We start from the raw sequence: 23,231 nt of genomic DNA on the forward strand, positions 1-23,231 counted from the left end.
TGTGCGCTACCAGATAAACGCCATGACTGTCAAAACTGCCACCACCACCGTCAACTGCAACACCGCTTCTAACCTCAACTCCATTCCTGCCGCCTCCACCGAACAAACCGCCGAAATCAATACAGTTTCCAGCATCAATACCCTGGCTTTGGCTGAGTTTGCCCTCAAAGAATTGCAAGCAGAGATGAAAACTGCCAGCCGCAGCGCTCAAGCAGTGGCGATGCGGATTGCGAAGGAAGTCGAACGGATTTGCCAAAAAAGCGATCGCATCCAAATTTCCGGCGAAGTTGAAGCTTGGCAAATCACCTTGGCCGAGCACCGGTTGCAAAAAACCCTGCAATACTACCGCCTCGGTTCCAAAAGCGGCCGCGTCGAATTGCATTCTCACCTCGCAGCGATGATTTACCGCCATGTTGCTTCTTTCCGATCGAACTTGAACTTCCAAGCTCGCTACAACATGATTGAAGACTTTTTGCAAGGCTTTTACATCGAATCTCTGCGGGCTTTCCGCCGCGAACACCAAGTCGATGCTACCTACCAGCCCCGCACGCAGCTAGAATTGGCTGAGTACATGGCTTTCACCGAACACTACGCCAAACGCCAAATCGGCTTGCCAGGCCGCAACCGCCAGCGTTTGATCGTCCTCCGCGCTCAAGGATTTGCCAAGGGCCAACCTCCCGAAATGGCGATCGACATTGAAATGGCTGTAGAGTCGGGCAAGGGAGAAGATGCGGAAATGCACAGCCGCTCTCCGGCGCTGCAACAAGTGCGCGAGCAAATGGTATCGGAAACTGTCGATCCGGCTGATGCTGTGCTGCGCGATCGAGTAGTCTCGGAATTGATTGCTTATCTGGAAGCGCAAAATCAGCCAGAATGCGTGGACTACCTAACTTTAAAACTGCAAGACCTTTCTGCTTCGGAAATCGATCGAGTTCTCGGTTTGTCTTCCCGCCAGCGCGACTACTTGCAACAACGTTTCAAGTACCACGTCGAAAAATTTGCCCGCACTCAAAATTGGCAACTCGTGCACGAATGGCTGGGTGCTGATGTCGATCAAAAGTTGGGAATGACTTCGGACAAATGGGAAGCATTTCGCGCTCAACTTGCGCCGGAAATGCAGCAACTGTTAGAAATGAAGCGGAATCAAGAAAGCGACAAGGCGATCGCCACCGCGCTCTTATGCACTCCCAAACAAGTCCAAAAACGCTGGGCGCAACTGTTGGAGCTGGCTAGCCAGACTCGCAACAGCAGCCAAGCTTAACTGGTACTCAAATATGAATGCAACTGTTTTCTTGAGACTGGAAAATGCGATCGGGTGCGGCACCTGCACAGGAATGCCCGCCCCGCAGTCCGCTCTCAAATTAACCAGGGCTGCTACTAATTTATCGCGGTTTTTTGGCAAATTCAATTTATTAAAACAACATTACTTTTTTTAATATTTTTCCTTCCCCGGTGAGGCCGGGGAATTTGTTTTTATTAGTCATTAGTCATCAGTCATTAGTTATTAGTCATTAGTTATTAGTCATTAGTTATTAGTTATTAGTCATCAGTCAACAGTCAACAGTCGACAGTTATTAGTCATTAGTTATTAGTTATTAGTCATCAGTCAACAGTCAACAGTTAACAGTCATCAGTCATTAGTTATTAGTCATTGGAAATTGCTTGCTAAAGAGGCACTACCTCGCTCGGTTGAGAAATGCTGTATCCGCTGTCGGCCCGCAATTAAAACTATATAATTTTCGAGCGGGCATAAAAATTTTTCCTCTGAGGTGCGACTGATGTTTCCAGTGTGGTTGCAGGCAGGATTTTGGGGTTTAGTGGGGGGTTCGGCGCTGCTACTGGGAGCTGCGGTGGGTTACTTTGCGAGCATTCCCCAGCGCGCGATCGCGACAATTATGGCTTTTGGCGCTGGTGTGCTGATTTCAGCGCTATCCTTTGAACTGATGGATGAAGCTTACAAGCGCGGCGGTTTCGACTCGACGGCGATCGGCTTTTTGGGGGGCGCTGCTGTCTACACAGCCGCCAATTGGTTTTTGAGTCAACAGGGAGCAAAACACCGCAAGCGATCGGGCGCTTTGCACCCAGCTAAAACAGAGTCAGGCGATGGCGGATTACCCATCGCCCTCGGCGCGCTGTTAGACGGAATACCGGAGTCGATCGTCATTGGCGTCAGCATGATTTCTGGAGGCGCTGTCAGTTGGGTGACAGTAGCGGCAATTTTTCTCTCCAACATTCCTGAAGGACTTTCCAGCGCCGCCGGCATGAAAAAAGCAGGGAGATCGATCGGTTACGTTTTTGGAGTTTGGGGCGCGATCGCAGTTATTTCCGGTATCGCAGCATTGTTAGGATATACGCTTTTCAGCGGCTTTTCTGGGGAAGTAATAGCCGCAACTACCGCCGTAGCAGCAGGGGGTATTTTAGCCATGATCTCAGATACTATGATTCCCGAAGCATTCGAGGAAACTCACGATTTTGCTGGACTAATTACTGTCTGCGGATTTTTCGTTGCTTTTGTACTCAGCAAGTTAGCAGAAAGATAATTGATAATTAGCGATCGGTCATCATTAATGGAGAATTGCCAATTGCTGAGAGTTATAGTGTTTTTGATAGAGACACAGACGAATTTGATATGTTGCCAACCTGTATCTGGCAACAAAAAAGCTTATAATCAACATCAACGATCGCACCCGCAACAGGAACTATAAAATTTATGTGTCTCAATCCCGGAGATGAACTAGCCGGACGCTACAGAATCATCGCTCGATTAGGACAGGGAGGATTTGCTAGAACCTACACCGCTCAAGATATACAAAACCCCGAAAATCCCCCGTGCGTTATCAAGGAAATTCCTTTTCCTCAATCCGAAAATCCCCAGGTATTGGAAAGAGCCAGGAGGCGATTTCAAAGGGAAGCTAGGGCTTTGCACCGTCTAGGAAATAATTCGCGCATTCCTAAATTGTTCAATCACTTTGAGGAAAATGGCAATTTTTACTTAGTTCTAGAATTCATTGAAGGAACTCTCCTAAGTCAAGAACTCGTTCAGGGCCAGCAGTGGACGGAAGAAGATGCAATCACCTTGTTACGAGAAATTCTAGAAATTTTAAACTCTATTCATCAAGCAAATATTATTCACCGCGACATTAAACCTGCTAACTTAATTCGGCGCCAAACAGATAAACAAATTGTTTTAATTGATTTTGGGGCTGTAAAAGAAATCAGCACTTTCACCTCTAGCAATACAGGTGAAATATTGCCATCGCAGGCGATCGGCACCAGCGGTTATATGCCTGCCGAACAATACAATCCGCAGTCTACCCCGCAACCCTACAATGATATTTATGCAGTAGGAATTATCGCGATTCAAGCCCTCACCGGGCGGCGTCCCACAAATCTACCACAAGACCCCGATACTTGCGAAATTATCTGGGATTATTTAACATCTCAACCGGTTAGCGATGGTCTAAGAAATATTTTAAATACAATGGTACGTTACAACTTTATTGAGCGCTACCAATCTGCTGCTGAGGTATTGCAAGCCTTGGATTCGCTCACATTGTCCGAGTTGAAACCAGGCAAAGGTCGATCGCACTTTCGCCCGCTGCTGTTCGGAGTTGCGGGACTGGGCGCTGCATTGGCGATCGTACTTTTAATCCCCAGAATTTCCGCGCTAATCCCCAGAATTTCCCCGGGACAAACGCAGCCTACACCCTCCGCAGATGGTATAAGTTCTGGCGAAAAACTCCTAGTGCAAACTTCCGCCCTTTGGTCAAAACAAAGGGGAATTAATGAGTTTGCCGAAAAAAATTATCCCGAAGCTTTAAAATTGCTCAAACAGTCCTGGCGAGAAGACCGTAAAGATCCAGAAACTTTAATTTACATGAATAATGCGCTGCTGATGGCCACAAAAGCAGAGTATTACACGATCGCAATTGTTGTTCCCATCCGCAGAAATCAGGACGGCAGCATCCTCAACGCAAATTTAGCAGAAGAACTGCTGCGCGGCATTGCTCAAGCTCAAACCGAAGTTAATTTAGGCCTGATCGCTGCAAACGATCGCCATAAAGACTTTCCAGGTCAAGAATTTCTCGAACCGAAATCTATTAACGGCAAAGGTCTGAGAGTGATCGTCGCTGATGATGCAAATATCAAGTCAGAGGCAATTAAAAGGGCAAAGTCTTTAGTCGATCGACCAGATATTCTAGCCGTCATCGGACACTACACCAGCGACATGACCGTGGAAACAGTAGATATTTACGATCGAAATAAACTCGTCGCCCTTTCTCCAGGAAGCACAACAGAAGAACTGACGCGAAAACCTCGAAAATTTTTCTTTCGGACGGCTCCGACAACTAGCATAGAAGCTGAAGATTTAGTAAATCAACTAATTTCTGTAGGGGTAAAAAAGGTCGCAGTATTTTACAATCCCAACAGTCCGTTCAGCGCTTCTGTGTGGGAAGAATTCAAAAAGCAATTTGAAGCAAAAGGAGGCGCAACTTTGAGAATCAGTAATTATTACGACTTATCAAAAAATTATTTTAACGCCGAAGCAGCAATCAAAGAAGTTGAAAAACTAGGAAAAACAGCCTTACTTGTGATTCCCGACGCTCAAGTCACCAGTTCCGTAGAAAATGCGATCGAAATGATTAAAGCTAACGGCGATCGCAATTGGATTGTCGGGCCCTGGACGCTGTACGAACCGAGAACGTTAGAAGTAGCAAAACAGCTAAAGTCTGTTGAAAAACTGGGCATATCCGTGTTTTGGCATCCGTTAATCAGTTTTGACAAAAAATTCCCTCAAAACGCTGAAAAATTGTGGGGAGGCCCGGTGAATACTCGATCGGCTTTAACCTACGACGCCAGTCGGACATTGATTAAAGCTCTAGTAGAAATGCAGCCTGAACCAAGCCGCGAAGGAATGCAAAAAACCTTAGCCGATCCAAACTTTAAAGCCGAGGGAGCTACAGGTATAATTGAGTTTGACTCAAAGACTGGAAATCGGAAAAACCCTCCTAAAGGAATGGCGCATATTGTTCCGTGTTCGAGAGAACAATTTGGCGTTACATTTGTGCCGATCGAATTTCCCACAGCCGCAGCCGCCGGTTTAAAATGCGATTGAATTAATATCTTGTGGCATTCTCAACAAACCTGTAGGGGCGGGTTTTACCAACCATAATTGCCTAAAATCAATAATCTCATAAACCCGCCCCCGCACTGCGGTAAATCGCTATTGCGACTATCGCGATCGGTGCAACATATCAATTTATTCGATATATTAAACAAAGCTAGTTTTTTTTATAATAACGCTTATGACTGTCAATCTCGCTCCCTTCCCCGGTTCTAGTCTCAAACCAGAAGCCCAAAATAGCTCAGCACTCAAACAAGTCTTCCAGACAATTGATGCCGATAGCTGTCCGGGTTCCTATAACTTCCACCTGCACACAATTAACTCTGACGGGCGATCGCAGTCAGAAAAAGTGATGGAACAAGCGATCGCGATCGGTCTCAAAGGCTTAGCTATTACAGACCACCACAGCACCAAAGGCTACGAGCAAGCTCAAATTTGGTTGGATAATTGGAAATTAAACCATCCCAAGAACAACATCGCAGCACCAACTCTCTGGACGGGCGCTGAAATTAATGCCGAATTGCTCAACAACGACGTACACATTCTCGCTTACGCCTTCGATCCGCAACATCCCAGTCTCCAACCTTACTTGCGAGGTAAAGGTACTGAAGGCAGCGCTAATTATCCAGCCGCAAAAGTAATTAAAGCTATTCAGGAAGCAGGAGGTTTAGCAGTTCTAGCACATCCTTGTCGGTATCGTTCTACCGCAGATAAACTTATCCCAGAAGCCGCTCGTCTTGGCATTGACGGCGTAGAAACATACTATGCTTACAATAATCCAAATCCTTGGAAACCAAGCCCCAAACAAACTGCTTTAGTCAAAAATTTAGCAGAAACTCACGGCTTGCTTGGAACTTGCGGAACCGATTCTCACGGTCTCAGTCTTTTAATCCGAATTTAGATAGTTTGGTTATTAGTTATTAGTTATTAGTTATTGATTATTGGTTATTATAACTAGCAAATAACAACTAACAACTAACAACTAACAACTAACAACTAACTAATTACTTCTTCCTTCTGCTATATCAAATCTAGCAGGTTAAAACCAGTCGCCATTCTACCGTTCGGGGAACAACTGACAGGCCCTGTTAGTTGGCTGATTTGCCCAGTCCAAGCGAGAATTCCCAAACCGATCCATCCAACCTTCCAAATAAGCCCGATTAGCCTTTCTTTCCTCTGGATCTGATGTATTCATGGGATGAGGTGCCAAACCCAAAATAGTCGCCGTCGTCACGCAAAACATCGACTTCTGAAAACTCTGGCAAATTTGCACCCGCACATCGTCTTCACCCCGACAACTCGTGCGATAAACTTCGTGCAAATACTCCGGCAAATAATGCCGCATATCTTGCATTAATTGAGTTGGGGGAATCCCTGCACCTCCAATAGGTAAAGGGTCAGCAAACAAAGCCCCGTAGGCAAATTCTCTTTGTTCTTCCGGGATTTGATGCGCTTGAGCATTGTATGAAACTGTGCCAAAAAACGCAGTGCCCCGAAAGAAAACAGCCTCTACATAAGGCACGGCTACATCTGGTAAAAATGTCAAATTAGCCGTCGCTGGCAGTATATCGTAGACTTGAGGGCCAATCTTGACGCTGTAGGTAATCGGTAGGCTGGCTGCGGCGACTAAACCGGCTTTGACAAAATCAACTACATCAGAAATAGACTTAGTTTCCCCTCGATCGTAGGAATCAGATAAGTCCATAAACAAATCGCTCATTACCCGCCAAAACTGACCGAGACCGGTGTAGTAAGCCAGCATCCGCACTTGTTCGGGCAAAAAATCGGGAAATGCTTTGTGAAGTCCCTGCATGAAAAAATTGCCTTTCAATTTAGCTGCGATCGCCCTTTCTGTCAAACTGCTAAATTCCGGCGAATCTAAATAACTATCCAAACCGCCGCCGCCGTGCCAAAGCATTGTTCTCATGCAATACTCAGCATACTCAAAATTTATGCGATCGTGCCACCAATAGCGGATTAACTTCGGCAGCGTCACCTCTCCGTTGAAATATTTAAAAAACGGGAAAAGCACTAAAAACTGTTCTTCGGCGATGTAGTTCAGGTTGCGAGAGTAGGCATCAAGAACCACACCGTAACTTTTGAGAACGCCGACAACTTCTACTACATTTTCCGCAGATTCAGGAAGTAAAGCTTTGCCTGATTCCAAGATGTCAATGTATGCGGCTAGGGGATGGGAAGATGGTTTTAATACGGTAGTTGTCATTTTGATTTAACCTTAAATGAAGGAAGGCACGACACGGATTTGAACGCGGATACACTCATGAATGGAATAGGTAGGGACACGGCACTGCCGTGTCCCTACAGCCGTCTGCTGTATTTCATGGGATTGAAAACTGCCATAGGACTTGCATTCCGATGCTGCGAACCTTTGGAATATTTTATTTTAAGTTTTGAGCGATCGCTTTAACTTGCGGTGGTACATTAGCTACCAGCCCGATCGCAGTTTTCTCGCTCAAACCAACTAAAACTCCCGGTTGCACTCCCATGATTGCGATAATTACTGCTAAAACCAGCGAAGGAATACGATCGCCCCAGCGGACTTGCGGCAAATTTACCACCAAATCCGAAAGGCGGCCGAAAAAGGCGCGGTTGACCATAATTAAAAAGTAAACTGAAGTCAAACCAGTGCCGATCATGCAGAGCAAAGTTTGTAAGGGAAACACTGGCAAACTGCCCCGAAATATCAAAAATTCAGCAATAAATCCAGCCAAACCAGGAATGCCGGCACTAGCCATCACGCCGAGGATCATTAAACTGCCAATCATCGGCAAACCGCGATCGGGATTGAACAAACCTTTGAGCACATCGATGTTGCGGGTGCCGGATTTTTTGTAAACAATGCCGACACTCAAAAATAGCAGCGCCGAAATTAAACCGTGGCTGACCATTTGCAAAACAGTTCCCAGTATACTAATCGGAGTAGCTGCGGCGCTAGCTAACAAAATGTAGCCCATGTGAGCGATCGAACTGTAAGCTACAATTTTTTTCATATCTTTTTGGGCGATCGCGCAACTCGCCCCGTAAAGCACGCTTACCACCGCCCAACTCGCCAAAATCGGCGCCGCCACCGCCCACGCATCGGGAAACAAACCCAAACCAAAGCGCAGCATCCCGTAAGTTCCCAGCTTCAAAAGCACCCCCGCCAGCAGCACCGAAACCGGCGTCGAAGCTTCTACGTGAGCATCCGGCAACCAAGTATGAAAAGGCACCAAAGGAATCTTAATGCCAAAAGCCAGCAACACCCCTGCAAGCAAAACAATTTGCCTTACCAAAGGCAATGGCAATCCTCCTTGCAAATGCGATGCGCCCGCTGCACCAACCATATCGAAACTAGAAGCACCGCTGAGCCAAACCACCCCCAAGAAAGAAGCCAGCAGCACAATGCCCGAAAATGCAGTATAGATTAAAAACTTAGTAGCAGCATAACCCCGGCGCTCGCCTCCCCAAATCGCAATTAACAGGTAAAGCGGAATCAATTCTACCTCAAAAAACAGGAAAAATAGCAGCAAATTTTGAGATAAAAAAGCCCCCGTTACGCCGCCGGTAATTAACAGCATCAAAGAATAGTAAAGTCGAGGTCTGCGGATAGACTCATCCGTAGCGTAAATAGCTACCCCTGTCAGCAGAGTATTTAAAATTACCAAAGGCAGAGACAAACCATCAACGCCGAGATTGTAATTCAATCCCAAAACATCTATCCAAGGAATAAATTCCGAAAACTGCAACTGACTGGTACTGGCATCAAACTGAGCTGCCAGAATTACCGAGAGAATAAAAGTTACGCCCGCGATCGCCATTGCGGCATTCCGAACTATTTTAGAACTCGCTGAACCGGGCCAGAACCCAATCAGAGCAGCCGCCAACATTGGTATCCAGATTAAAGCACTGAGCATCAATTAAAACTTTCCTTTACTACAGATTTTTAAACTATATTTAACATTAACGCAAAGCAACTAAATATAAAAGCGATCGGCTGATTTTTTTTGTTAACATAGCTTCAGATGTATTTGGAACCGTCCCATGACCTCAAGTCTTACAGAAAGTCTCACAGACCGGGAAGATTTGCAAATTCGATCGACCTATCCTTCCACCCGCTTAACAGTTGCCGACTTGGAACAAGTGCAAGGTATACTCTCCGAAGCACAGCTAGACTACCAATTAGAACTGGTAGACGGGAAGATTATCATTATGGGCCCCTCAGACATTGTATCGAGCGAAATAGGAGCAGAGTTTGGCAGACTTTTGGGGAACTGGGTCAAACCTCGCAAACTCGGACGAGTATTTGAATCTAGCGGCGGGTTTATACTCCCCAATTCCGATCTGAGAGCTCCCGATGTTTCTTTTGTGGTAGCCGATCGCCTCAAACAAAGCAAAAGGTATTTTGCCGAACTCGTTCCAGACTTAGTTGTAGAAATCAAATCTCAGTCCGATCGCCTCAAACCCCTGCGAGAAAAACTCCTCTCATTCATCGAACTCGGAGCAAAAGTAGGAATATTAATCGACCCGGACGATCGCACAGTAACAATTTACACTCCGACAGCCGAGCCAGTTGTATTGAGAGATGGCGACACGATTTCAATTCCCGAACTTTTGCCCGGTTGGGAAGTTTCGGTTGCCGAATTGTGGCCGATCGAGTTTGAGTAAAATTAGATAAAAAACCAGACAAACCCAGAATAAAATCATCTGCGTTCATCTGCGTTCATCGGCCCTCCGAAGCGGTTTAAAATTGAATAAAATTAGATCGAAAGCAGACAAACCCAGAATAAATTTATCTGCCGACCTCTGCGGTTTAAAACTGCCAAATAATCAACGCCAGCAACACAGCAACCCCCCCCGCAATAGTCAACACATAAAACTGCGACTGACCGGTGCCGCTGTACTTCAACCCTTCGCCGCTGAAAATTGTCGCGAAACCGAACAAATTAACCGCCCCGTCCACCACATACCTGTCAGTCCAAGCGCTGATTTTAGCAATAGAAGCCACAGCCCAAACGACAGTCAAGCGGTAAACTCGATCGATATAAAAATCGTAAGCAAACAAATCCTGCACCGCCGGCACCGGCAGCCGTACCGGTCGAGGTAAAACCCCGTACCAATAAATCGCCACCCCAACCGCAACGCCAATCAAGCCAGATAACATCAACAGCGGTGTATTCAGCGTCTTCAACAGCAAATTTAAAGCATCAAAATCCCCCGTTTCCGCCCAAGGCCCGCTCCAACTAATTAATAATTGCCACTGCTGCAACATCCAAGGCACCAACAGCCCCATCACCGTCAAAATTACCATCGGCAAAGCCATCGGCCAACCGACTTCTGGAGCTCTGCGAGTTTTCGGCTGCGGTTTTCCGACAAACACTAAAGCGAAAATGCGAGTTAAATTTAGCGCTGTCAAACCGTTAACCAAAAGCAACACAATTACCAACCACAAAGGCACCGTCCAAAAACCGTTGAGCCAGCGCCGCATCGCCCAAAAGTTGCCCAGAGGCAACAGCGCTACCATCCCCGCAGCGCCTACTAAATAAGCCGTAGTCGTGGCAGGCATCTTCGACCACAACCCACCCATTTCTGTTAAATCTTGAGTGTTAGTTGTGGTAATAATTGACCCTGCGCTCATGAATAATAGGCCCTTGGCGATCGAGTGCGCGAACAGCAACAGCAAAGCAATGTCAACTTGATTTAGCCCCACGGCGATAAACACCAAACCCAAAGAAGCGCTAGTAGAATGCGATAGTGCTCTTTTGAGGTCGATTTGGGCGATCGCCACCAAGGAAGCCCCAACAGCAGTCACCGCACCCAAAACCACCAGCACCGCCTCTGCGATCGGCGACAGCGCTAAAACAGGCTGAAGTTTAATCAAAACATAAGCCCCAGCGCCCACAACTACCGTATTCCGCATAATTGAAGCCGGGTTGGGCCCTTCCATCGCCTCGTCCAGCCACAAATGGAACGGAAATTGAGCGCACTTGGCTGTAGGTGCGGCGATTAAAGCCAAACCTAAAAGAGTCGCCACTACAGGAGACAAAGTTGCAGTTTCCGCCCATTTTTCCAAATCGGAAAAATTCAAACTTCCCGCTAAAGTTGAAAGCGTCACTACTCCCATCAGCAGCGGCACGTCTCCTACACGCTTTGTTAAAAACGCATCTCTAGCCGCTGTTACTACCAGCGGTTGAGCGTACCAAAACCCGACTAGCAAATAAGTTGAAAGCGTCAGCATTTCCAACAAAGCGTAAGTTAGAAGCAGCGAGTCGCTAATCGCAATCCCGCTAATTGCCGCTTCAAAAAAACCGAGCAGCCCAAAAAATCGAGCTAGCGCCCAGTCTTTTTCCATGTAGCCGAGAGCGTAAATTTGCGCTAGCAAACTCAGAACTGTCACTAACTCCATTGCTCCGACGCTGATGGTGGAGATTTCTATTGCAAAAGACAAATCTAAATCTGCTGCTTGCACCCAGTGCACGAGCAACTGTTGGGGCGGTCGATCCCAAGTCGCTGTAAAAATAACTGACCCGTGTATGAAAGCCAACACGCTCATCAGCAAATTGAAGTAAGCCGCCGGTCTGGGCCCTGTTCGGCGAACGGTTCCCGTAGACCACGGCAAAGTTAATATTGCGCCAATTAAGCCATATAAAGGCACCCACCAACAGGTTTGGAGGAGAAATTCAGTCATTTAATTTATCCCTTAAAATTCAAACTACCGGCTGCCTTTATACAAAAGCAGTCCCGTGCGATCGCGCGATACCCTAAAACTTTGACTAAACTCGATCGTATAGTTCTGGCAAAATAATTTGCATCCAAAATTAACTATACATTAAAGCATCAATAATGAGAATTATCTCAATACAAAAAAACGCGAGTTTTCAGACTCGGCACTCAAAGAAAAAAACGCCCGCAGATCGGCCAAGACTGCCTTTTTTGCCAGTTTCCCGGCGATCCCCCTTTTGAAATCCCCAAGTTTCGCGACACCCAGAAGCGCCGCCTTTACTTACCGAACTCTACTTTAGAGGTATTTTTACTTACTCCACTCCCCGTTAGCGAAGCCCTCGAAGAGGATCGCCCCTGGTATCTACTCCTCTCAATATTAAGTTTATTAAATAAATATTAAAATATTTTAAGTAACATAAAAAAATTTAATTTTTGTTATTAAACATTATGATGTTAGTTTATATTGTCAAGGTGGACAGCTTCGCCTATTCTTAAAGTATAGGAAGCTTTACACTGCATTACTAAATAATGTGGGCCTCCCCGTCCAAATTTTTAGATTTCTCAAAGATTTGTAACGGTAATTTCACTAATCCTCAAGGAGATTCAAAAATGTCAATTGCCGTGGGAATGATTGAGACAAAAGGTTTTCCCGCTGTTGTGGAAGCTGCCGACGCTATGGTCAAAGCTGCTCGCGTTACCCTCGTGGGCTATGAAAAAATCGGCAGCGCCCGCGTCACCGTAATTGTGCGCGGCAACGTGTCGGAAGTCCAAGCCTCAGTAGCAGCAGGAGTGGAATCTGTCAAGCGGGTGAACGGCGGAGAAGTCGTGTCTACCCACATCATCGCTCGTCCCCACGAAAACCTAGAATACGTTCTGCCGATTCGATATACAGAAGCAGTAGAACAGTTCCGAGGCTACTAATTTCTTAGCGCACAGAAATTTCGTTTGACGAAAATTTGTGCGAACGTCCAAAATTAACTGTTTAGTTCCCCAAATATTCAATCAGGAGTAAAACCAATGGCAATTGCAGTTGGCATGATCGAAACCCTAGGCTTCCCCGCAGTGGTAGAAGCTGCTGACGCGATGGTCAAAGCCGCCCGCGTCACCTTGGTAGGCTACGAAAAAATCGGTAGCGCTCGCGTTACAGTCATTGTAAGAGGAGATGTCTCGGAAGTGCAAGCTTCCGTCGCCGCTGGAGTAGAGTCGGTGAAGCGCGTTAACGGCGGACAAGTGATGTCCACCCACATTATCGCTCGGCCTCACGAAAACTTGGAGTACGTGCTGCCCATTCGCTACACCGAAGCTGTAGAACAGTTCCGCGAAGGCGTCAGCGGCATTCGCCCACTCAACAGATCGTAAGATAGGCGATCGGCAAAGGGGCATTAGGTAATTAAAAATTAAAAATTAAAAATCGCGATGTTTTTGATTTAGCATTTTTAATTTTTAATTGAGGAGGGCATGGGATATTGGTTATTAGTCATTAGTCATTAGTCATTCATTAGTTACTAGACGAAGAACTCTAAACGGCGGACAGCGGACTGAGTAAAGCTAATTAAAAAAAAGACAAGTGACAGTGTAAAAATGACAGTTACCAATTACCTATTACCTATTACCTAAAATGCAAATGGCCAAAGTTCTCGGCACAGTTGTCAGTACCCAAAAAGAGCCGACACTCAGAGGATCGAAATTTCTACTGCTGCAATTCATCGATGAGGAAGGTTCCCCAGTTCCCGGATATGAGGTAGCCGCTGACTGTGTGGGTGCTGGTATCGATGAATGGGTCTTAGTGACCCGAGGCAGCGCAGCCCGGATCGCGCCCGGAAGCGAAAACCGTCCGATCGATGCTCTGGTAGTAGGCATTATAGATACTGTCAATGTAGAAAATCGCCTCATTTACAGTAAAAAAGACGACCCGTACCGCTAGTTGGCAGTTGGCAGTTGACAGTTGACAGTTGGCTGTGAACAGTGAACAGCTAACAGTGAACAGTTGACAGTTGACAGTGAAAAGTGAACAGCTAACAGTGAACAGTTGACAACTAACAACTAACAAAAAGATTTTTCAGCTTAGGAGAACTTAATTTATGGCAGTCCGCAACGTTGCGGCTCCCCCGACGCCTTGGTCGAAAAACTTGGCTGAGCCTAAAATTCACGACACCGCCTTCGTACATTCCTTTTCTAACATTATTGGGGATGTGCATATCGGTTCTAATGTGATGATTGCCCCCGGGACATCTATCCGCGCCGATGAAGGCACTCCTTTTTATATCGGACAAGGAAGCAACATTCAAGACGGAGTAGTGATTCACGGCCTAGAACAAGGCCGAGTCACAGGAGACGACAGCAAGTCCTATTCTGTGTGGGTGGGGAAAAATACTTCCCTCACCCACATGAGTTTAATTCACGGCCCGGCATACGTAGGCGACGATTGCTTTATCGGCTTTCGCTCTACGGTGTTCAATGCCAGAGTAGGAAAGGGCTGCATTGTCATGATGCACGTACTAATTCAAGATGTCGAGATTCCCCCCGGTAAGTATATACCTTCGGGAGCCATCATCACTAATCAGCAACAAGCCGATCGCTTGCCTGACGTTCTAGATTCTGACGTTAAATTTGCGACCCATGTCATCGGCATCAATGACGCTCTGAGAACGGGTTATCGCTGCGCTGAGAACATCGCCTGTCTAGCACCAATTCGCAACGAGCAAACTAAAAACTCCAATATGACTCAAACCAAATATTCTACCAATGCCGGCACCCAATTGAGTTCAACTCTTGCCGATAGCATCCGCAATTTACTAGCTCAAGGATACAGCGTGGGAGCCGAACACGCCGACGTGCGACACTTCCGGACCGGTTCTTGGCGCACTTGCGGCCCGATTTCCTCAAAGCGCGACTCTGAAGTAATCGCGGCTTTGTCAGCTTGCATGGCCCAGCACCAAGGAGAATACGTCCGCTTGATCGGGATTGACACCAAAGCCAAGCGCCGCGTACTAGAAGAAATCGTCCAAAGACCGGGAGACAACGGCTCTAACGGTTCTAACGGTGCGAAAACTCACCAATCTAACGGTAAAGTTGCACAACAAGCTTCACACCACAATAGCGGTTCCGTGTCAAGCGGAAAATTGAGTGCCGAAACCGTGGCTCAGGTTCGCGGCTTGCTAGCTCAAGGCTACAAGGTGGGGACGGAACACGCCGACGCGCGCCGCTTCCGCACCAGTTCTTGGCAAAGCGGGGCTTCGCTGCAAGTCAGAAACGAATCTGAGGCGATCGCCGCTTTGGAAGCTGTGATGAACGAGTACCCGGGCGAGTACGTGCGCTTGATCGGGATTGACCCGAAAGCTAAGCGGCGCATAGTTGAAGAAATTATTCAGCGTCCCGACGGCCCGGTTGGTCAATCGGCTAAGCCGGCAGCAACATCTAAGCCGGCAGCAACATCGGGATACAAAGCCACGACGACTGGTTCGGCGCCCAGCAGCGGAAGTTTGACCGGCAAGACGATCGACCAAATCCGCAACCTGCTCTCCCAAGGCTACAAAATTGGCTCGGAACACGCCGACGCGCGCCGTTTCCGCACCGGTTCTTGGAGCAGTTGCGCGCCGATCGCATCCAACCGCGAATCCGAAGTGATTTCCGCCCTCGAAAGCTGTCTCAAAGAACACAGCGGCGAGTACGTCCGCTTGCTGGGTATCGACTCCAAGGCCAAGCGCCGGGTACTCGAAGAAATTATCCAACGACCTTAATTTGCCTGGTAATTAGCCTGTTTCTCCCGTTAAGCCCTCGCACAGGGGCCAACGGGAGAAACCCCAGCGGATTGAAGTTGAATTTGAGATAGTTATAAAGCTCGATTGAGAAATGTTGGTCAAAATCTAGAATCTTCTGAAAGTTTCTATAAAACGTTAAAGCATCAAGCTTCTCAGTATTAGTAAATTATCGTTTCTTAGATTGACATGGTTAAATTTATCAGTCGAAAAAACCCATAATTTAAAGTCCTTTTATCGAAAAAAATAGCTCCTTTCATGGTGAAGTCGAATGTATTTATCGCCACTGCAATTAAGTAGCAACTCTCAGATTTTGATGAGTGGCGATGTAGTTGTGAATGAGGGTGCGGCGATCGCCCCAGGAGTCATCCTGCAAGCAGATCCGGGCAGCCGGATCTCGATCGCCCCCGGTGCGTGTATCGGTATGGGAGTTATCATTCACGCCCGTGAAGGTAATCTGGACATTGGGGCGGGCGTTATTTTGGGTGCAGGGGTGCTGGTGGTAGGTGCGGGGACGATCGGGGCAAATGCCTGTATTGGCGCCGGGACGACGCTGATCGATCCTTGTATAGCTCAAATGCAAATTTTGCCTGCCGGTTCTCTCATCGGAGACAGCAGCCGCCAAATTGTCGCAGAAGCCGCACCACCGGAAACCGTCGCAGCCACTACGCCACCAGTCGATCGACCGATCGAGCCGCCAGAACCCGCCGAAACACAGCCTCAAACGGCGCCGGAGACTCCCGAAGCAGTGCCGGAATCCACCGCAGAGCAACCCCCCCAACCAGGGGAAACGCCAACTATTCTGTACGGCCAAGCTCACATCAATCGGCTGCTGGGAACGCTGTTTCCGCACCGACAAGCTTTTAATCGATCGGAGGAAAACGGTCAAACTTTATCGGACGGTTCCGGGTAGCCGTCATTTCGGCAAAAGGCAGCTATGCTGAAGGCAGAAAGATCAAATATAAATAGGTAATCTCATATTATTGGTAGCTCAGCAATTTGTCAGGCCTTGCAGCAGCAATCAGTGTCTTGTAGCTCGTGCAGTCTGTCTTCTCATCTGAGAAACTAAAACTATCAACAAATTTTTATTTTGGGAAGTTTCTAAAGGTAATAGAAGATGGACGGACAAACAGATCGTAACAGTCACCCCGAGCGATCGCAGCGCCAGGAATACTTCAAAGACACTGCTTTGGGTTTGGTATCGACCAAGAGTTTTCCGGCAATTGTCGGGACTGCTGACATGATGCTGAAGTCGGCAGGGGTGATTTTAGTAGGATATGAAAAAATAGGTTCCGGTCACTGTACGGCGATCGTCCGGGGCAGAATTTCGGATGTGCGTTTGGCTGTGGAAGCTGGAGCTCAGACTGCCGAACAGTTCGGGCAGTTTGTTTCTAAGTTGGTGATTGCTAGGCCTTTGGCTAATTTGGAAGTGGTTTTGCCGATCGGCTTTCGCCTGACTCAACTGTCCGAAAGCGGCAGTTATTCTCGGCTGAGCAATCAGGCGATCGGTTTGCTCGAAACGCGGGGATTTCCGGCAATGGTCGGCGCTTGCGATGCTATGCTCAAATCCGCAGACGTACACTTGGCTGCCTACGAGAAAATAGGCGCCGGTTTGTGCACGGCAATTATTCGCGGTGCAGTTGCAGATGTAGCAGTAGCGGTAGAAGCGGGGATGTACGAAGCTGAGCGCATTGGCGAGTTGAACGCGGTGATGGTAATTCCGAGGCCTTTGGAAGATTTGGAACAAACTTTGCCTCTGGCGAGTTGCTGGATCGAACACCGTCAACCTGTGATGATGCCCGTGTCGGTTAAGGAAAAGGAACAAGAATTGATCGAACTTCCAGATTTGGAGAAGTTGACTGTTTATGTGGAAGAGGAAATCAATCGGTAATTAAGCAATAAAAGTTTGTAGAGATGTGTTGCGGGAAATACTGAGACCAAGTTTCTCCAAAAGATATAAAGTTTACTCGCCAGGAGTCCCGGCAACAATTTATACCGAGTAGCTGTCAGGAACTGCATTTGGCGATCGAGCCTCGCGCAGCCGCATCAAGCGACACAGAGTACCAAATAAAGCTAGACTTTTAAGCGAAAGCCGATCGTCGGGTAAACAATCGAACCGACGAAGTAAATCCAGCCGAGATGCAGCCTCTTTCACCAGGATTTAACTGCTGTTAAGATCGACCTAAAATCCTGTTTCGGGTAGATTTCCTGGAATAAATCAAGAGTTACTGTGGGTGCAGGTGGATGCTCTTTCAACAGATTAACGCCTGTCGAACTCAACACTCAGTGCAAAGGAATCAATTCCCAGCATCAAGCAATCCTGAAAGTTGACCTATGAACCTCAAACAATTGAACCTCAAACATTTTTCCAAACGCGGTTTGCATAGTGCAAAAAAAGGAAACTACAAAGCGGCGATCGAAGACTTCGATCGGATACTGCAAGTCAATCCCGCCGATGCCAAAGCCTATAACAATCGCGGCTTGGTTTACTATTACATGAAAGACTACCAAAAAGCGATCGCAGACCTCAGTCAAGCATTAGATATCAATCCTAATTTGTTCGAGGCATACTTGAATCGAGGCAATGCTTGGCGACATCTCGGAGAACACGAAAAAGCCATTGACGATCTCAACCGCGCTTTAGCAAGCAAGCCTGACAGCCACGCTATCTACAACAACCGGGGACTCGTACTTGCTAATTTAGGAAATTACGAAGAAGCAATTGAAGACTACAATCGAGCTATATCTATCAATTCCCACAATTATAAAACCTATTACAACCGGGGGCGCGCTTACTACCTTTTGGGAGAAAAAGAGGCAGCAACGGAGAACTTTAACGAAACGCTGCGGTTGAATCCTAGATATATCAAAGCTTACATAAATCGCGGTCTTTCTTACCACCAATTAGGAGACAATACGCAGGCGATCGCCGATTACAACACTGCACTCGGCATCGATCCAAACAATGTTTATGCGTATTATAACAGAGGTTGCGTTCGCTACAAATTAAAACAAATGCAGCTTGCAATTGAAGACTTTGACAAAGCAGTGGAACTCGATCCGAACTATGTTAAAGCTTATCTCAACCGGGGTTTAGCGCTGTATAAACTCGGAGATATTCCAGCGGCAAATAAGGATTTTTACCACGTAATGTGCATTAATGCTGAATCTTATTTATACTACCAAGCCCAGCGGTGCACGCCTGATATTAATTCCTACTTCAAGGAAGCGCCGCAGGTGGAACTTAATAATGCGGCAGAATACTACAACACCACATTAAACAATACAATTTCAACTTCCTTAAGTTCGGCAGCATTAAACTCGGTCTGGAGTCAAGAAGATTTGGAGAACAGAGACTCGATTATCTGTGAAGGTGAATTTCTCAATGAGTGATTTTTTACCAAGAAGAGGGAAGTTCGACAACGGATTCGCTTTCTTCGGATGTAATATCAAATCCGGTTAAATCGGAATCATACAGAGCGTGCGACCGTCCAAATATACAGCATATTCCATGTATATGTAGTACACAAAATCTTGCGATCGCCCGTGTAAGGTGCGTCGCCACCCGTCCGGCGAGCAAGTTTTATCCAATATCTCGCAGCGACGCACCCTACAGATTAACACCACACAATATAGCTGCTGTACTTCATGAACCTGGAATATGCTGTATAACGCAATACGGTTGAGTTAAGGAAAATTGTAGCGAAAATGTTGGGCGGAGTGAAACGGAGAGTTCGTTCCAAGAGCCCAACCTACGCACTTATGAATCAATAGCAGATTTAATGTTTCAAGATTTATGCGATCGGAAAAAGTTAGCTGCTTGCGGCGGCAAGAAATAGCGATCGAATTAATTATTGCGAGCGGGATCGGCCTGGGAAGCAGTAATTTTAGCGAGCGATATATCTGCTTATTCAAGTTGGGAGGTTTGGGTTTACACTCGAATTCCTTCAATTATGCTCACCTCCTCCTGTGTGGGAACAATTCTTGTGAGCTTGAATCCTGCCGTTTCAAAAAGCGCTCTATACTCCGCTTGTGTACGTTCGCAACCACCGGGAGCCATTACCAGCATATTCAGGTCAAGTAACTTGCCCATAAAGGGTTCATTACCCGGTGGAATAACCTGTTCGGCTACTAACACTTTGCCGTTTGCAGGCATTACCTTGTGACATTGCTTGAGAATTGCGATCGCCCTCTCATCATCCCAATCGTGAATAATGTGTTTGAGAATGTACGCATCGCCCCCTTCAGGCACAGACTCAAAGAAGTTACCCGCAGCCAGTTGGCAGCGTTCTAAGACTCCTTCCGCTTCGATGAAAGGCTTTGCGTTTTCGATTACATACGGTCGATCGAATAGAATACCTTTCATTGTGGGGTTGGACTTGAGAATTGAGGCAATCAGAAGTCCCTGTCCGCCTCCTACATCAACTAACGTTTGAATGGAGGAAAAGTCGTAGCTGGCAGCGATCGCAGCACTCTTAAGCGCTGAGAAATTAGTCATTGCTTCATCAAAAATTTTTGCCGGCTCTAGGTTTTGAGCATAGTACTCAAAGATATTCATGCCATATACTTGCTCAAAAGGGCTACCTCCCGTCTGTACGCCATGCCTCAAGTTACCCCACGCTCGATAGTTTTCCTCACCTAGCATGATTGCCAACGCACGAAGCGATCCGGGAACGTCGGTTTGAAGACAAGCAGCAACAGGTGTTAGGGTGAAGTGATGCGGTTGAGTCTCAGCAAAAACCCCCAGACTTGCCAGCGCTCGCAAGAGTCGATAGAGCGAGCGGGCGTTTGTTCCTGTAGCAGTGGCTAGTTCATCGCAACTTTTTGGGCTATCTTTTAACAAGTCAGCAATACCAAGCTTTGCCGCCACATAGATTGATTGGGAAACCCAGTAACCCGATGCCATTTGCAGCATTGCAAGCTGGGGTGGCATGGTTATAGTCGGTTGGTTCGTTTCTGGTTGAGACATAGTTTTTCTGATAACTAAATAACAAATGCCAACACTCAACAGTCAATCGATTTGAGATTGGAGATTCCAGAAAATTCAACAGTCTGCACAGTCAACAGTCAACAGTCAACAGTCAACTGTCAACTGCCAACTGCCAACTGCCAACTAAATACTGCCCATCACTTCGCGAGCAGCAGCCAAAGTTCGATCGACATCTTCCTCAGTATGAGCCAAAGAAGTGAATCCCGCCTCAAACTGCGAAGGAGCCAAATAAATACCGTGCTCCAACATTCCCCGGTGAAAACGGCTGAACTTCGTCAAATCCGACTTCTTCGCATCATCGTAATTGTGAACCGGGCCTGCCGCAAAAAACAAGCCAAACATCCCGCTAATTTGCCCGCCGCAAACCGCGTGTCCGGCTTCCTTAGCAATTTTTAGCAATCCGTCGGACAGTTTTTTGGTAATCTTATCCAACTGTTCGTAAGTGCCCGGTTTTTGCAGCAATTCCAAAGTTTTAATCCCAGCAGTCATCGCCAAAGGATTTCCCGAAAGCGTACCCGCTTGATACATCGGCCCAGCAGGAGCAACCATCCCCATAATATCGCGCCGTCCGCCGTAAGCTCCCACCGGCAAACCGCCGCCGATAACTTTACCCAAAGTTGTTAAATCCGGGGTGACACCGAATTTTTGCTGAGCTCCGCCGTAGGCGATGCGGAAACCGGTCATTACTTCATCAAACACCAACAAAGCACCGTTATCTTTGGTAATTTCCCGCAAACCTTCGAGAAAACCTGCATCCGGGGTAATAAAACCGGCATTCCCCACCACTGGTTCGAGAATTACGCCTGCTATCTCGCCCGGATTTTCGGCAAATAAAGCTTTTACTGCTTCTAAGTCATTGTACGGAGCGTTGAGGGTGTTGGCGGTAACGGATTTCGGCACGCCCGGAGAGTCGGGAAGGCCCAGAGTTGCGACGCCGGAACCTGCTTTCACCAGGAACATATCGGCGTGCCCGTGATAGCAGCCTTCAAATTTAATCAGTTTGTCGCGTCCGGTGAAAGCTCGCATCAGCCGCAAAACGGCCATGCAGGCTTCGGTGCCGGAATTGACAAATCGCACCATTTCAATGCTGGGAACGGCATCGATGACCATTTCGGCGAGCACGTTTTCCAACAGCGACGGTGCGCCGAAACTGGTACCTTTTTCTAAGGATTCGCGAAGGGCTTTGATGACTTCCGGGTGGGCGTGGCCGCAGATAGCCGGGCCCCAAGTGCCTACGTAGTCGATGTATTGGTTTTCGTCAACATCCCAAATGTAAGCTCCTTTTACCCTGTCAAAGACGATGGGCTGTCCGCCTACGGATTTGAAGGCGCGGACGGGGGAACTGACGCCACCGGGCATCAACTTCTGGGCGGCGGCAAAGATTTCTTCTGATTTGGTGGTTTTCAAGGTTGTGGAAACCAATGTTTTCTCCTTAGTGAATGTCTGTTGTTGGTAGAATAATTTTATAGCCAGTTCAGCATAAAGGTTAGGTCTATTCAAAGAAACTATTCTAGTAGATTTTAGGGTACAAACCAATGAATAGCAATACTAGCTTGGGTTTTTTAGGCTTTGTCGCACTAGCACCGTGAAGCGAAGCTATCCCGTAGGGAATCGCCATAAAGTGTAATTTTTTGTAAAATAGTTCTTGACAATTTGTCCATCACTTCCTCAATCTCCTCTCTTCTCTTCCTCTGCGTCCTCTGCGTTCTCTGCGGTGAATAAAAAAAAATATCCGACAGGAAAGCGTTAATGTATATTACATAGTTGAAATAAAATTATGTCTACTACAGATTTATCGAGTTTGAGCCGATCGATCCCAATTGAAAAGATCCGTTACGACGATCGCGGTTTAGTGCCGGCGATCGTCCAAGATTACTTAGACGGTACAGTGTTGATGATGGCGTGGATGAATCGGGAATCGCTGCAAAAAACCCTCGAAACCGGACAGACGTGGTTCTGGAGTCGTTCTCGTTCCGAGTTGTGGCCGAAAGGAGCGACTTCGGGACACGTTCAAAATGTCAAAGGGCTGCGTTACGACTGCGACAGCGATGCTTTGCTGGTGACAGTCGAACAAGTCGGAGATATTGCTTGTCACACGGGAGAAAGAAGTTGTTTTCACCAAGTTGATGGGGAAATTCAAGCGCCGCCGGGGGATATGTTATCTCAATTATTTGACGTGATTTGCGATCGGCGCGACAATCCTAACGAAACTTCTTATACTTGCAAGTTGTTCGAGGGCGGCGACAACAAGATTCTCAAGAAGATTGGCGAAGAGTCGGCGGAAGTGGTGATGGCTTGCAAAGATGACGACAAAGATGGAATTGCTGGAGAAGTTGCGGATTTATTTTATCACGCTTTGGTTGCCTTGGCTCACCATCAAGTTGATTTGAGGGAAGTTTACCGCAAATTGGGCGATCGGCGAAAATAATCGACAATTAAATCGATACCTAAACCGCCGATTTTAAGCAGATAAACACAGATAAACACAGATAATTTCAAGAATTGATAGCGATTGAATGCCATGCAAGTCTAATATGCGATCGAACACCGAAAAGTGGTTGGTAGATACTGTCTTGATATGTCAAGGGGTAGCAAGTAAATAAGTTGGATCGAAAGGCTTTTGGGACTTTAAAATCCC

20 protein-coding genes are annotated in these 23,231 nt (G+C 47.0%); 14 read left to right on the forward strand and 6 right to left on the reverse strand.

Annotation, left to right across the window (positions count from 1 at the left end; genetic code table 11):
- Positions 1–22: 22 nt before the first annotated feature.
- From QUA02_RS15715 to QUA02_RS15735, 5 genes are all read left to right on the forward strand, one after another.
- Entirely contained in the window at positions 23–1,261 is a 1,239-nt protein-coding gene (locus QUA02_RS15715) for a HetZ-related protein (protein ID WP_333029119.1), read from the forward strand.
- Positions 1,262–1,274: 13 nt separating this feature from the next.
- Positions 1,275–1,436: a hypothetical protein gene (locus QUA02_RS15720; protein WP_333029120.1), complete on the forward strand. Its 162-nt coding sequence runs from the start codon at positions 1,275–1,277 to the stop codon at positions 1,434–1,436.
- A 342-nt stretch (positions 1,437–1,778) separates the two neighbouring features.
- Positions 1,779–2,540, forward strand: a complete 762-nt coding sequence (locus QUA02_RS15725; protein WP_333029121.1) for a ZIP family metal transporter — start codon at positions 1,779–1,781, stop codon at positions 2,538–2,540.
- 170 nt (positions 2,541–2,710) lie between these two features.
- The gene (locus tag QUA02_RS15730) at positions 2,711–5,116 is read left to right on the forward strand and encodes a bifunctional serine/threonine-protein kinase/ABC transporter substrate-binding protein (RefSeq protein WP_333029122.1); all 2,406 of its coding nucleotides are present in this window, start codon (positions 2,711–2,713) and stop codon (positions 5,114–5,116) included.
- 190 nt (positions 5,117–5,306) lie between these two features.
- Positions 5,307–6,026, forward strand: a complete 720-nt coding sequence (locus QUA02_RS15735) for a PHP domain-containing protein (RefSeq protein ID WP_333029123.1) — start codon at positions 5,307–5,309, stop codon at positions 6,024–6,026.
- A gap of 156 nt (positions 6,027–6,182) precedes the next feature.
- Here the strand turns inward: QUA02_RS15735 and QUA02_RS15740 are convergent, their stop codons facing one another.
- On the reverse strand, positions 6,183–7,349 hold the full coding sequence (locus tag QUA02_RS15740) for a CO2 hydration protein CupB (RefSeq protein ID WP_333029124.1): 1,167 nt from the start codon (positions 7,347–7,349) through the stop codon (positions 6,183–6,185).
- Positions 7,350–7,524: 175 nt separating this feature from the next.
- On the reverse strand, positions 7,525–9,039 hold the full coding sequence (locus tag QUA02_RS15745; RefSeq protein ID WP_333029125.1) for an NADH-quinone oxidoreductase subunit M: 1,515 nt from the start codon (positions 9,037–9,039) through the stop codon (positions 7,525–7,527).
- A 127-nt stretch (positions 9,040–9,166) separates the two neighbouring features.
- On the opposite strand from QUA02_RS15745, the gene QUA02_RS15750 reads away from it, so the two are divergent.
- A complete protein-coding gene (locus tag QUA02_RS15750; protein WP_333029126.1) occupies positions 9,167–9,790 on the forward strand; it encodes a Uma2 family endonuclease in 624 nt (207 codons plus the stop codon).
- A 145-nt stretch (positions 9,791–9,935) separates the two neighbouring features.
- Here the strand turns inward: QUA02_RS15750 and QUA02_RS15755 are convergent, their stop codons facing one another.
- Positions 9,936–11,810, reverse strand: coding sequence for an NAD(P)H-quinone oxidoreductase subunit F (locus QUA02_RS15755; RefSeq protein WP_333029127.1), 1,875 nt, complete (start codon positions 11,808–11,810; stop codon positions 9,936–9,938).
- A 644-nt stretch (positions 11,811–12,454) separates the two neighbouring features.
- Here QUA02_RS15755 and QUA02_RS15760 point away from each other — a divergent pair.
- The 6 genes from QUA02_RS15760 to ccmO all read left to right on the forward strand — a co-directional run bounded on the left by QUA02_RS15760 (position 12,455) and on the right by ccmO (position 17,494).
- A complete protein-coding gene (locus tag QUA02_RS15760) occupies positions 12,455–12,766 on the forward strand; it encodes a carbon dioxide-concentrating mechanism protein CcmK (RefSeq protein ID WP_006635059.1) in 312 nt (103 codons plus the stop codon).
- 96 nt (positions 12,767–12,862) lie between these two features.
- Positions 12,863–13,204: a carbon dioxide-concentrating mechanism protein CcmK gene (locus tag QUA02_RS15765; RefSeq protein WP_006635058.1), complete on the forward strand. Its 342-nt coding sequence runs from the start codon at positions 12,863–12,865 to the stop codon at positions 13,202–13,204.
- A gap of 259 nt (positions 13,205–13,463) precedes the next feature.
- Positions 13,464–13,769, forward strand: coding sequence for a beta-carboxysome shell vertex protein CcmL (gene ccmL / locus QUA02_RS15770; protein ID WP_172186882.1), 306 nt, complete (start codon positions 13,464–13,466; stop codon positions 13,767–13,769).
- 157 nt (positions 13,770–13,926) lie between these two features.
- Positions 13,927–15,585: a beta-carboxysome scaffolding protein CcmM gene (ccmM, locus tag QUA02_RS15775; RefSeq protein WP_333029128.1), complete on the forward strand. Its 1,659-nt coding sequence runs from the start codon at positions 13,927–13,929 to the stop codon at positions 15,583–15,585.
- Between the two features lie 289 nt (positions 15,586–15,874).
- Positions 15,875–16,516: a beta-carboxysome scaffolding protein CcmN gene (ccmN, locus tag QUA02_RS15780; RefSeq protein WP_333029129.1), complete on the forward strand. Its 642-nt coding sequence runs from the start codon at positions 15,875–15,877 to the stop codon at positions 16,514–16,516.
- A 204-nt stretch (positions 16,517–16,720) separates the two neighbouring features.
- Complete coding sequence (ccmO, locus tag QUA02_RS15785) at positions 16,721–17,494, forward strand: beta-carboxysome assembly protein CcmO (RefSeq protein WP_333029130.1); 774 nt, start codon at positions 16,721–16,723, stop codon at positions 17,492–17,494.
- Between the two features lie 99 nt (positions 17,495–17,593).
- Here ccmO and QUA02_RS15790 read toward each other — a convergent pair whose 3' ends face one another.
- Positions 17,594–17,758, reverse strand: coding sequence for a hypothetical protein (locus tag QUA02_RS15790; protein ID WP_333029131.1), 165 nt, complete (start codon positions 17,756–17,758; stop codon positions 17,594–17,596).
- 179 nt (positions 17,759–17,937) lie between these two features.
- On the opposite strand from QUA02_RS15790, the gene QUA02_RS15795 reads away from it, so the two are divergent.
- On the forward strand, positions 17,938–18,996 hold the full coding sequence (locus QUA02_RS15795) for a tetratricopeptide repeat protein (protein WP_333029132.1): 1,059 nt from the start codon (positions 17,938–17,940) through the stop codon (positions 18,994–18,996).
- A 538-nt stretch (positions 18,997–19,534) separates the two neighbouring features.
- On the opposite strand, the gene QUA02_RS15800 is transcribed toward QUA02_RS15795, so the two are convergent.
- Positions 19,535–20,572, reverse strand: a complete 1,038-nt coding sequence (locus tag QUA02_RS15800; RefSeq protein ID WP_333029133.1) for a methyltransferase — start codon at positions 20,570–20,572, stop codon at positions 19,535–19,537.
- Positions 20,573–20,716: 144 nt separating this feature from the next.
- Positions 20,717–22,015, reverse strand: a complete 1,299-nt coding sequence (hemL, locus tag QUA02_RS15805) for a glutamate-1-semialdehyde 2,1-aminomutase (RefSeq protein WP_333029134.1) — start codon at positions 22,013–22,015, stop codon at positions 20,717–20,719.
- Positions 22,016–22,370: 355 nt separating this feature from the next.
- Between hemL and hisIE the strand changes: the two genes are divergently transcribed.
- Positions 22,371–23,021: a bifunctional phosphoribosyl-AMP cyclohydrolase/phosphoribosyl-ATP diphosphatase HisIE gene (hisIE, locus tag QUA02_RS15810; RefSeq protein ID WP_333029135.1), complete on the forward strand. Its 651-nt coding sequence runs from the start codon at positions 22,371–22,373 to the stop codon at positions 23,019–23,021.
- Positions 23,022–23,231 lie beyond the last annotated feature (210 nt).

This window comes from Microcoleus pseudofavosus SVA1_A4, assembly GCF_036700565.1.
Classification (GTDB): domain Bacteria; phylum Cyanobacteriota; class Cyanobacteriia; order Cyanobacteriales; family Microcoleaceae; genus Microcoleus.

What these genes read in the sequence shown, in the direction of transcription:
- QUA02_RS15715 (WP_333029119.1), top strand. Translation starts at nt 23, where the DNA reads ATGACTGTCAAAACTGCCACCACCACCGTCAACTGCAACACCGCTTCT.
- QUA02_RS15720 (WP_333029120.1), top strand. Translation starts at nt 1,275, where the DNA reads ATGAATGCAACTGTTTTCTTGAGACTGGAAAATGCGATCGGGTGCGGC.
- QUA02_RS15725 (WP_333029121.1), top strand. Translation starts at nt 1,779, where the DNA reads ATGTTTCCAGTGTGGTTGCAGGCAGGATTTTGGGGTTTAGTGGGGGGT.
- QUA02_RS15730 (WP_333029122.1), top strand. Translation starts at nt 2,711, where the DNA reads ATGTGTCTCAATCCCGGAGATGAACTAGCCGGACGCTACAGAATCATC.
- QUA02_RS15735 (WP_333029123.1), top strand. Translation starts at nt 5,307, where the DNA reads ATGACTGTCAATCTCGCTCCCTTCCCCGGTTCTAGTCTCAAACCAGAA.
- QUA02_RS15740 (WP_333029124.1), bottom strand. Translation starts at nt 7,349, where the DNA reads ATGACAACTACCGTATTAAAACCATCTTCCCATCCCCTAGCCGCATAC.
- QUA02_RS15745 (WP_333029125.1), bottom strand. Translation starts at nt 9,039, where the DNA reads ATGCTCAGTGCTTTAATCTGGATACCAATGTTGGCGGCTGCTCTGATT.
- QUA02_RS15750 (WP_333029126.1), top strand. Translation starts at nt 9,167, where the DNA reads ATGACCTCAAGTCTTACAGAAAGTCTCACAGACCGGGAAGATTTGCAA.
- QUA02_RS15755 (WP_333029127.1), bottom strand. Translation starts at nt 11,810, where the DNA reads ATGACTGAATTTCTCCTCCAAACCTGTTGGTGGGTGCCTTTATATGGC.
- QUA02_RS15760 (WP_006635059.1), top strand. Translation starts at nt 12,455, where the DNA reads ATGTCAATTGCCGTGGGAATGATTGAGACAAAAGGTTTTCCCGCTGTT.
- QUA02_RS15765 (WP_006635058.1), top strand. Translation starts at nt 12,863, where the DNA reads ATGGCAATTGCAGTTGGCATGATCGAAACCCTAGGCTTCCCCGCAGTG.
- ccmL (WP_172186882.1), top strand. Translation starts at nt 13,464, where the DNA reads ATGCAAATGGCCAAAGTTCTCGGCACAGTTGTCAGTACCCAAAAAGAG.
- ccmM (WP_333029128.1), top strand. Translation starts at nt 13,927, where the DNA reads ATGGCAGTCCGCAACGTTGCGGCTCCCCCGACGCCTTGGTCGAAAAAC.
- ccmN (WP_333029129.1), top strand. Translation starts at nt 15,875, where the DNA reads ATGTATTTATCGCCACTGCAATTAAGTAGCAACTCTCAGATTTTGATG.
- ccmO (WP_333029130.1), top strand. Translation starts at nt 16,721, where the DNA reads ATGGACGGACAAACAGATCGTAACAGTCACCCCGAGCGATCGCAGCGC.
- QUA02_RS15795 (WP_333029132.1), top strand. Translation starts at nt 17,938, where the DNA reads ATGAACCTCAAACAATTGAACCTCAAACATTTTTCCAAACGCGGTTTG.
- QUA02_RS15800 (WP_333029133.1), bottom strand. Translation starts at nt 20,572, where the DNA reads ATGTCTCAACCAGAAACGAACCAACCGACTATAACCATGCCACCCCAG.
- hisIE (WP_333029135.1), top strand. Translation starts at nt 22,371, where the DNA reads ATGTCTACTACAGATTTATCGAGTTTGAGCCGATCGATCCCAATTGAA.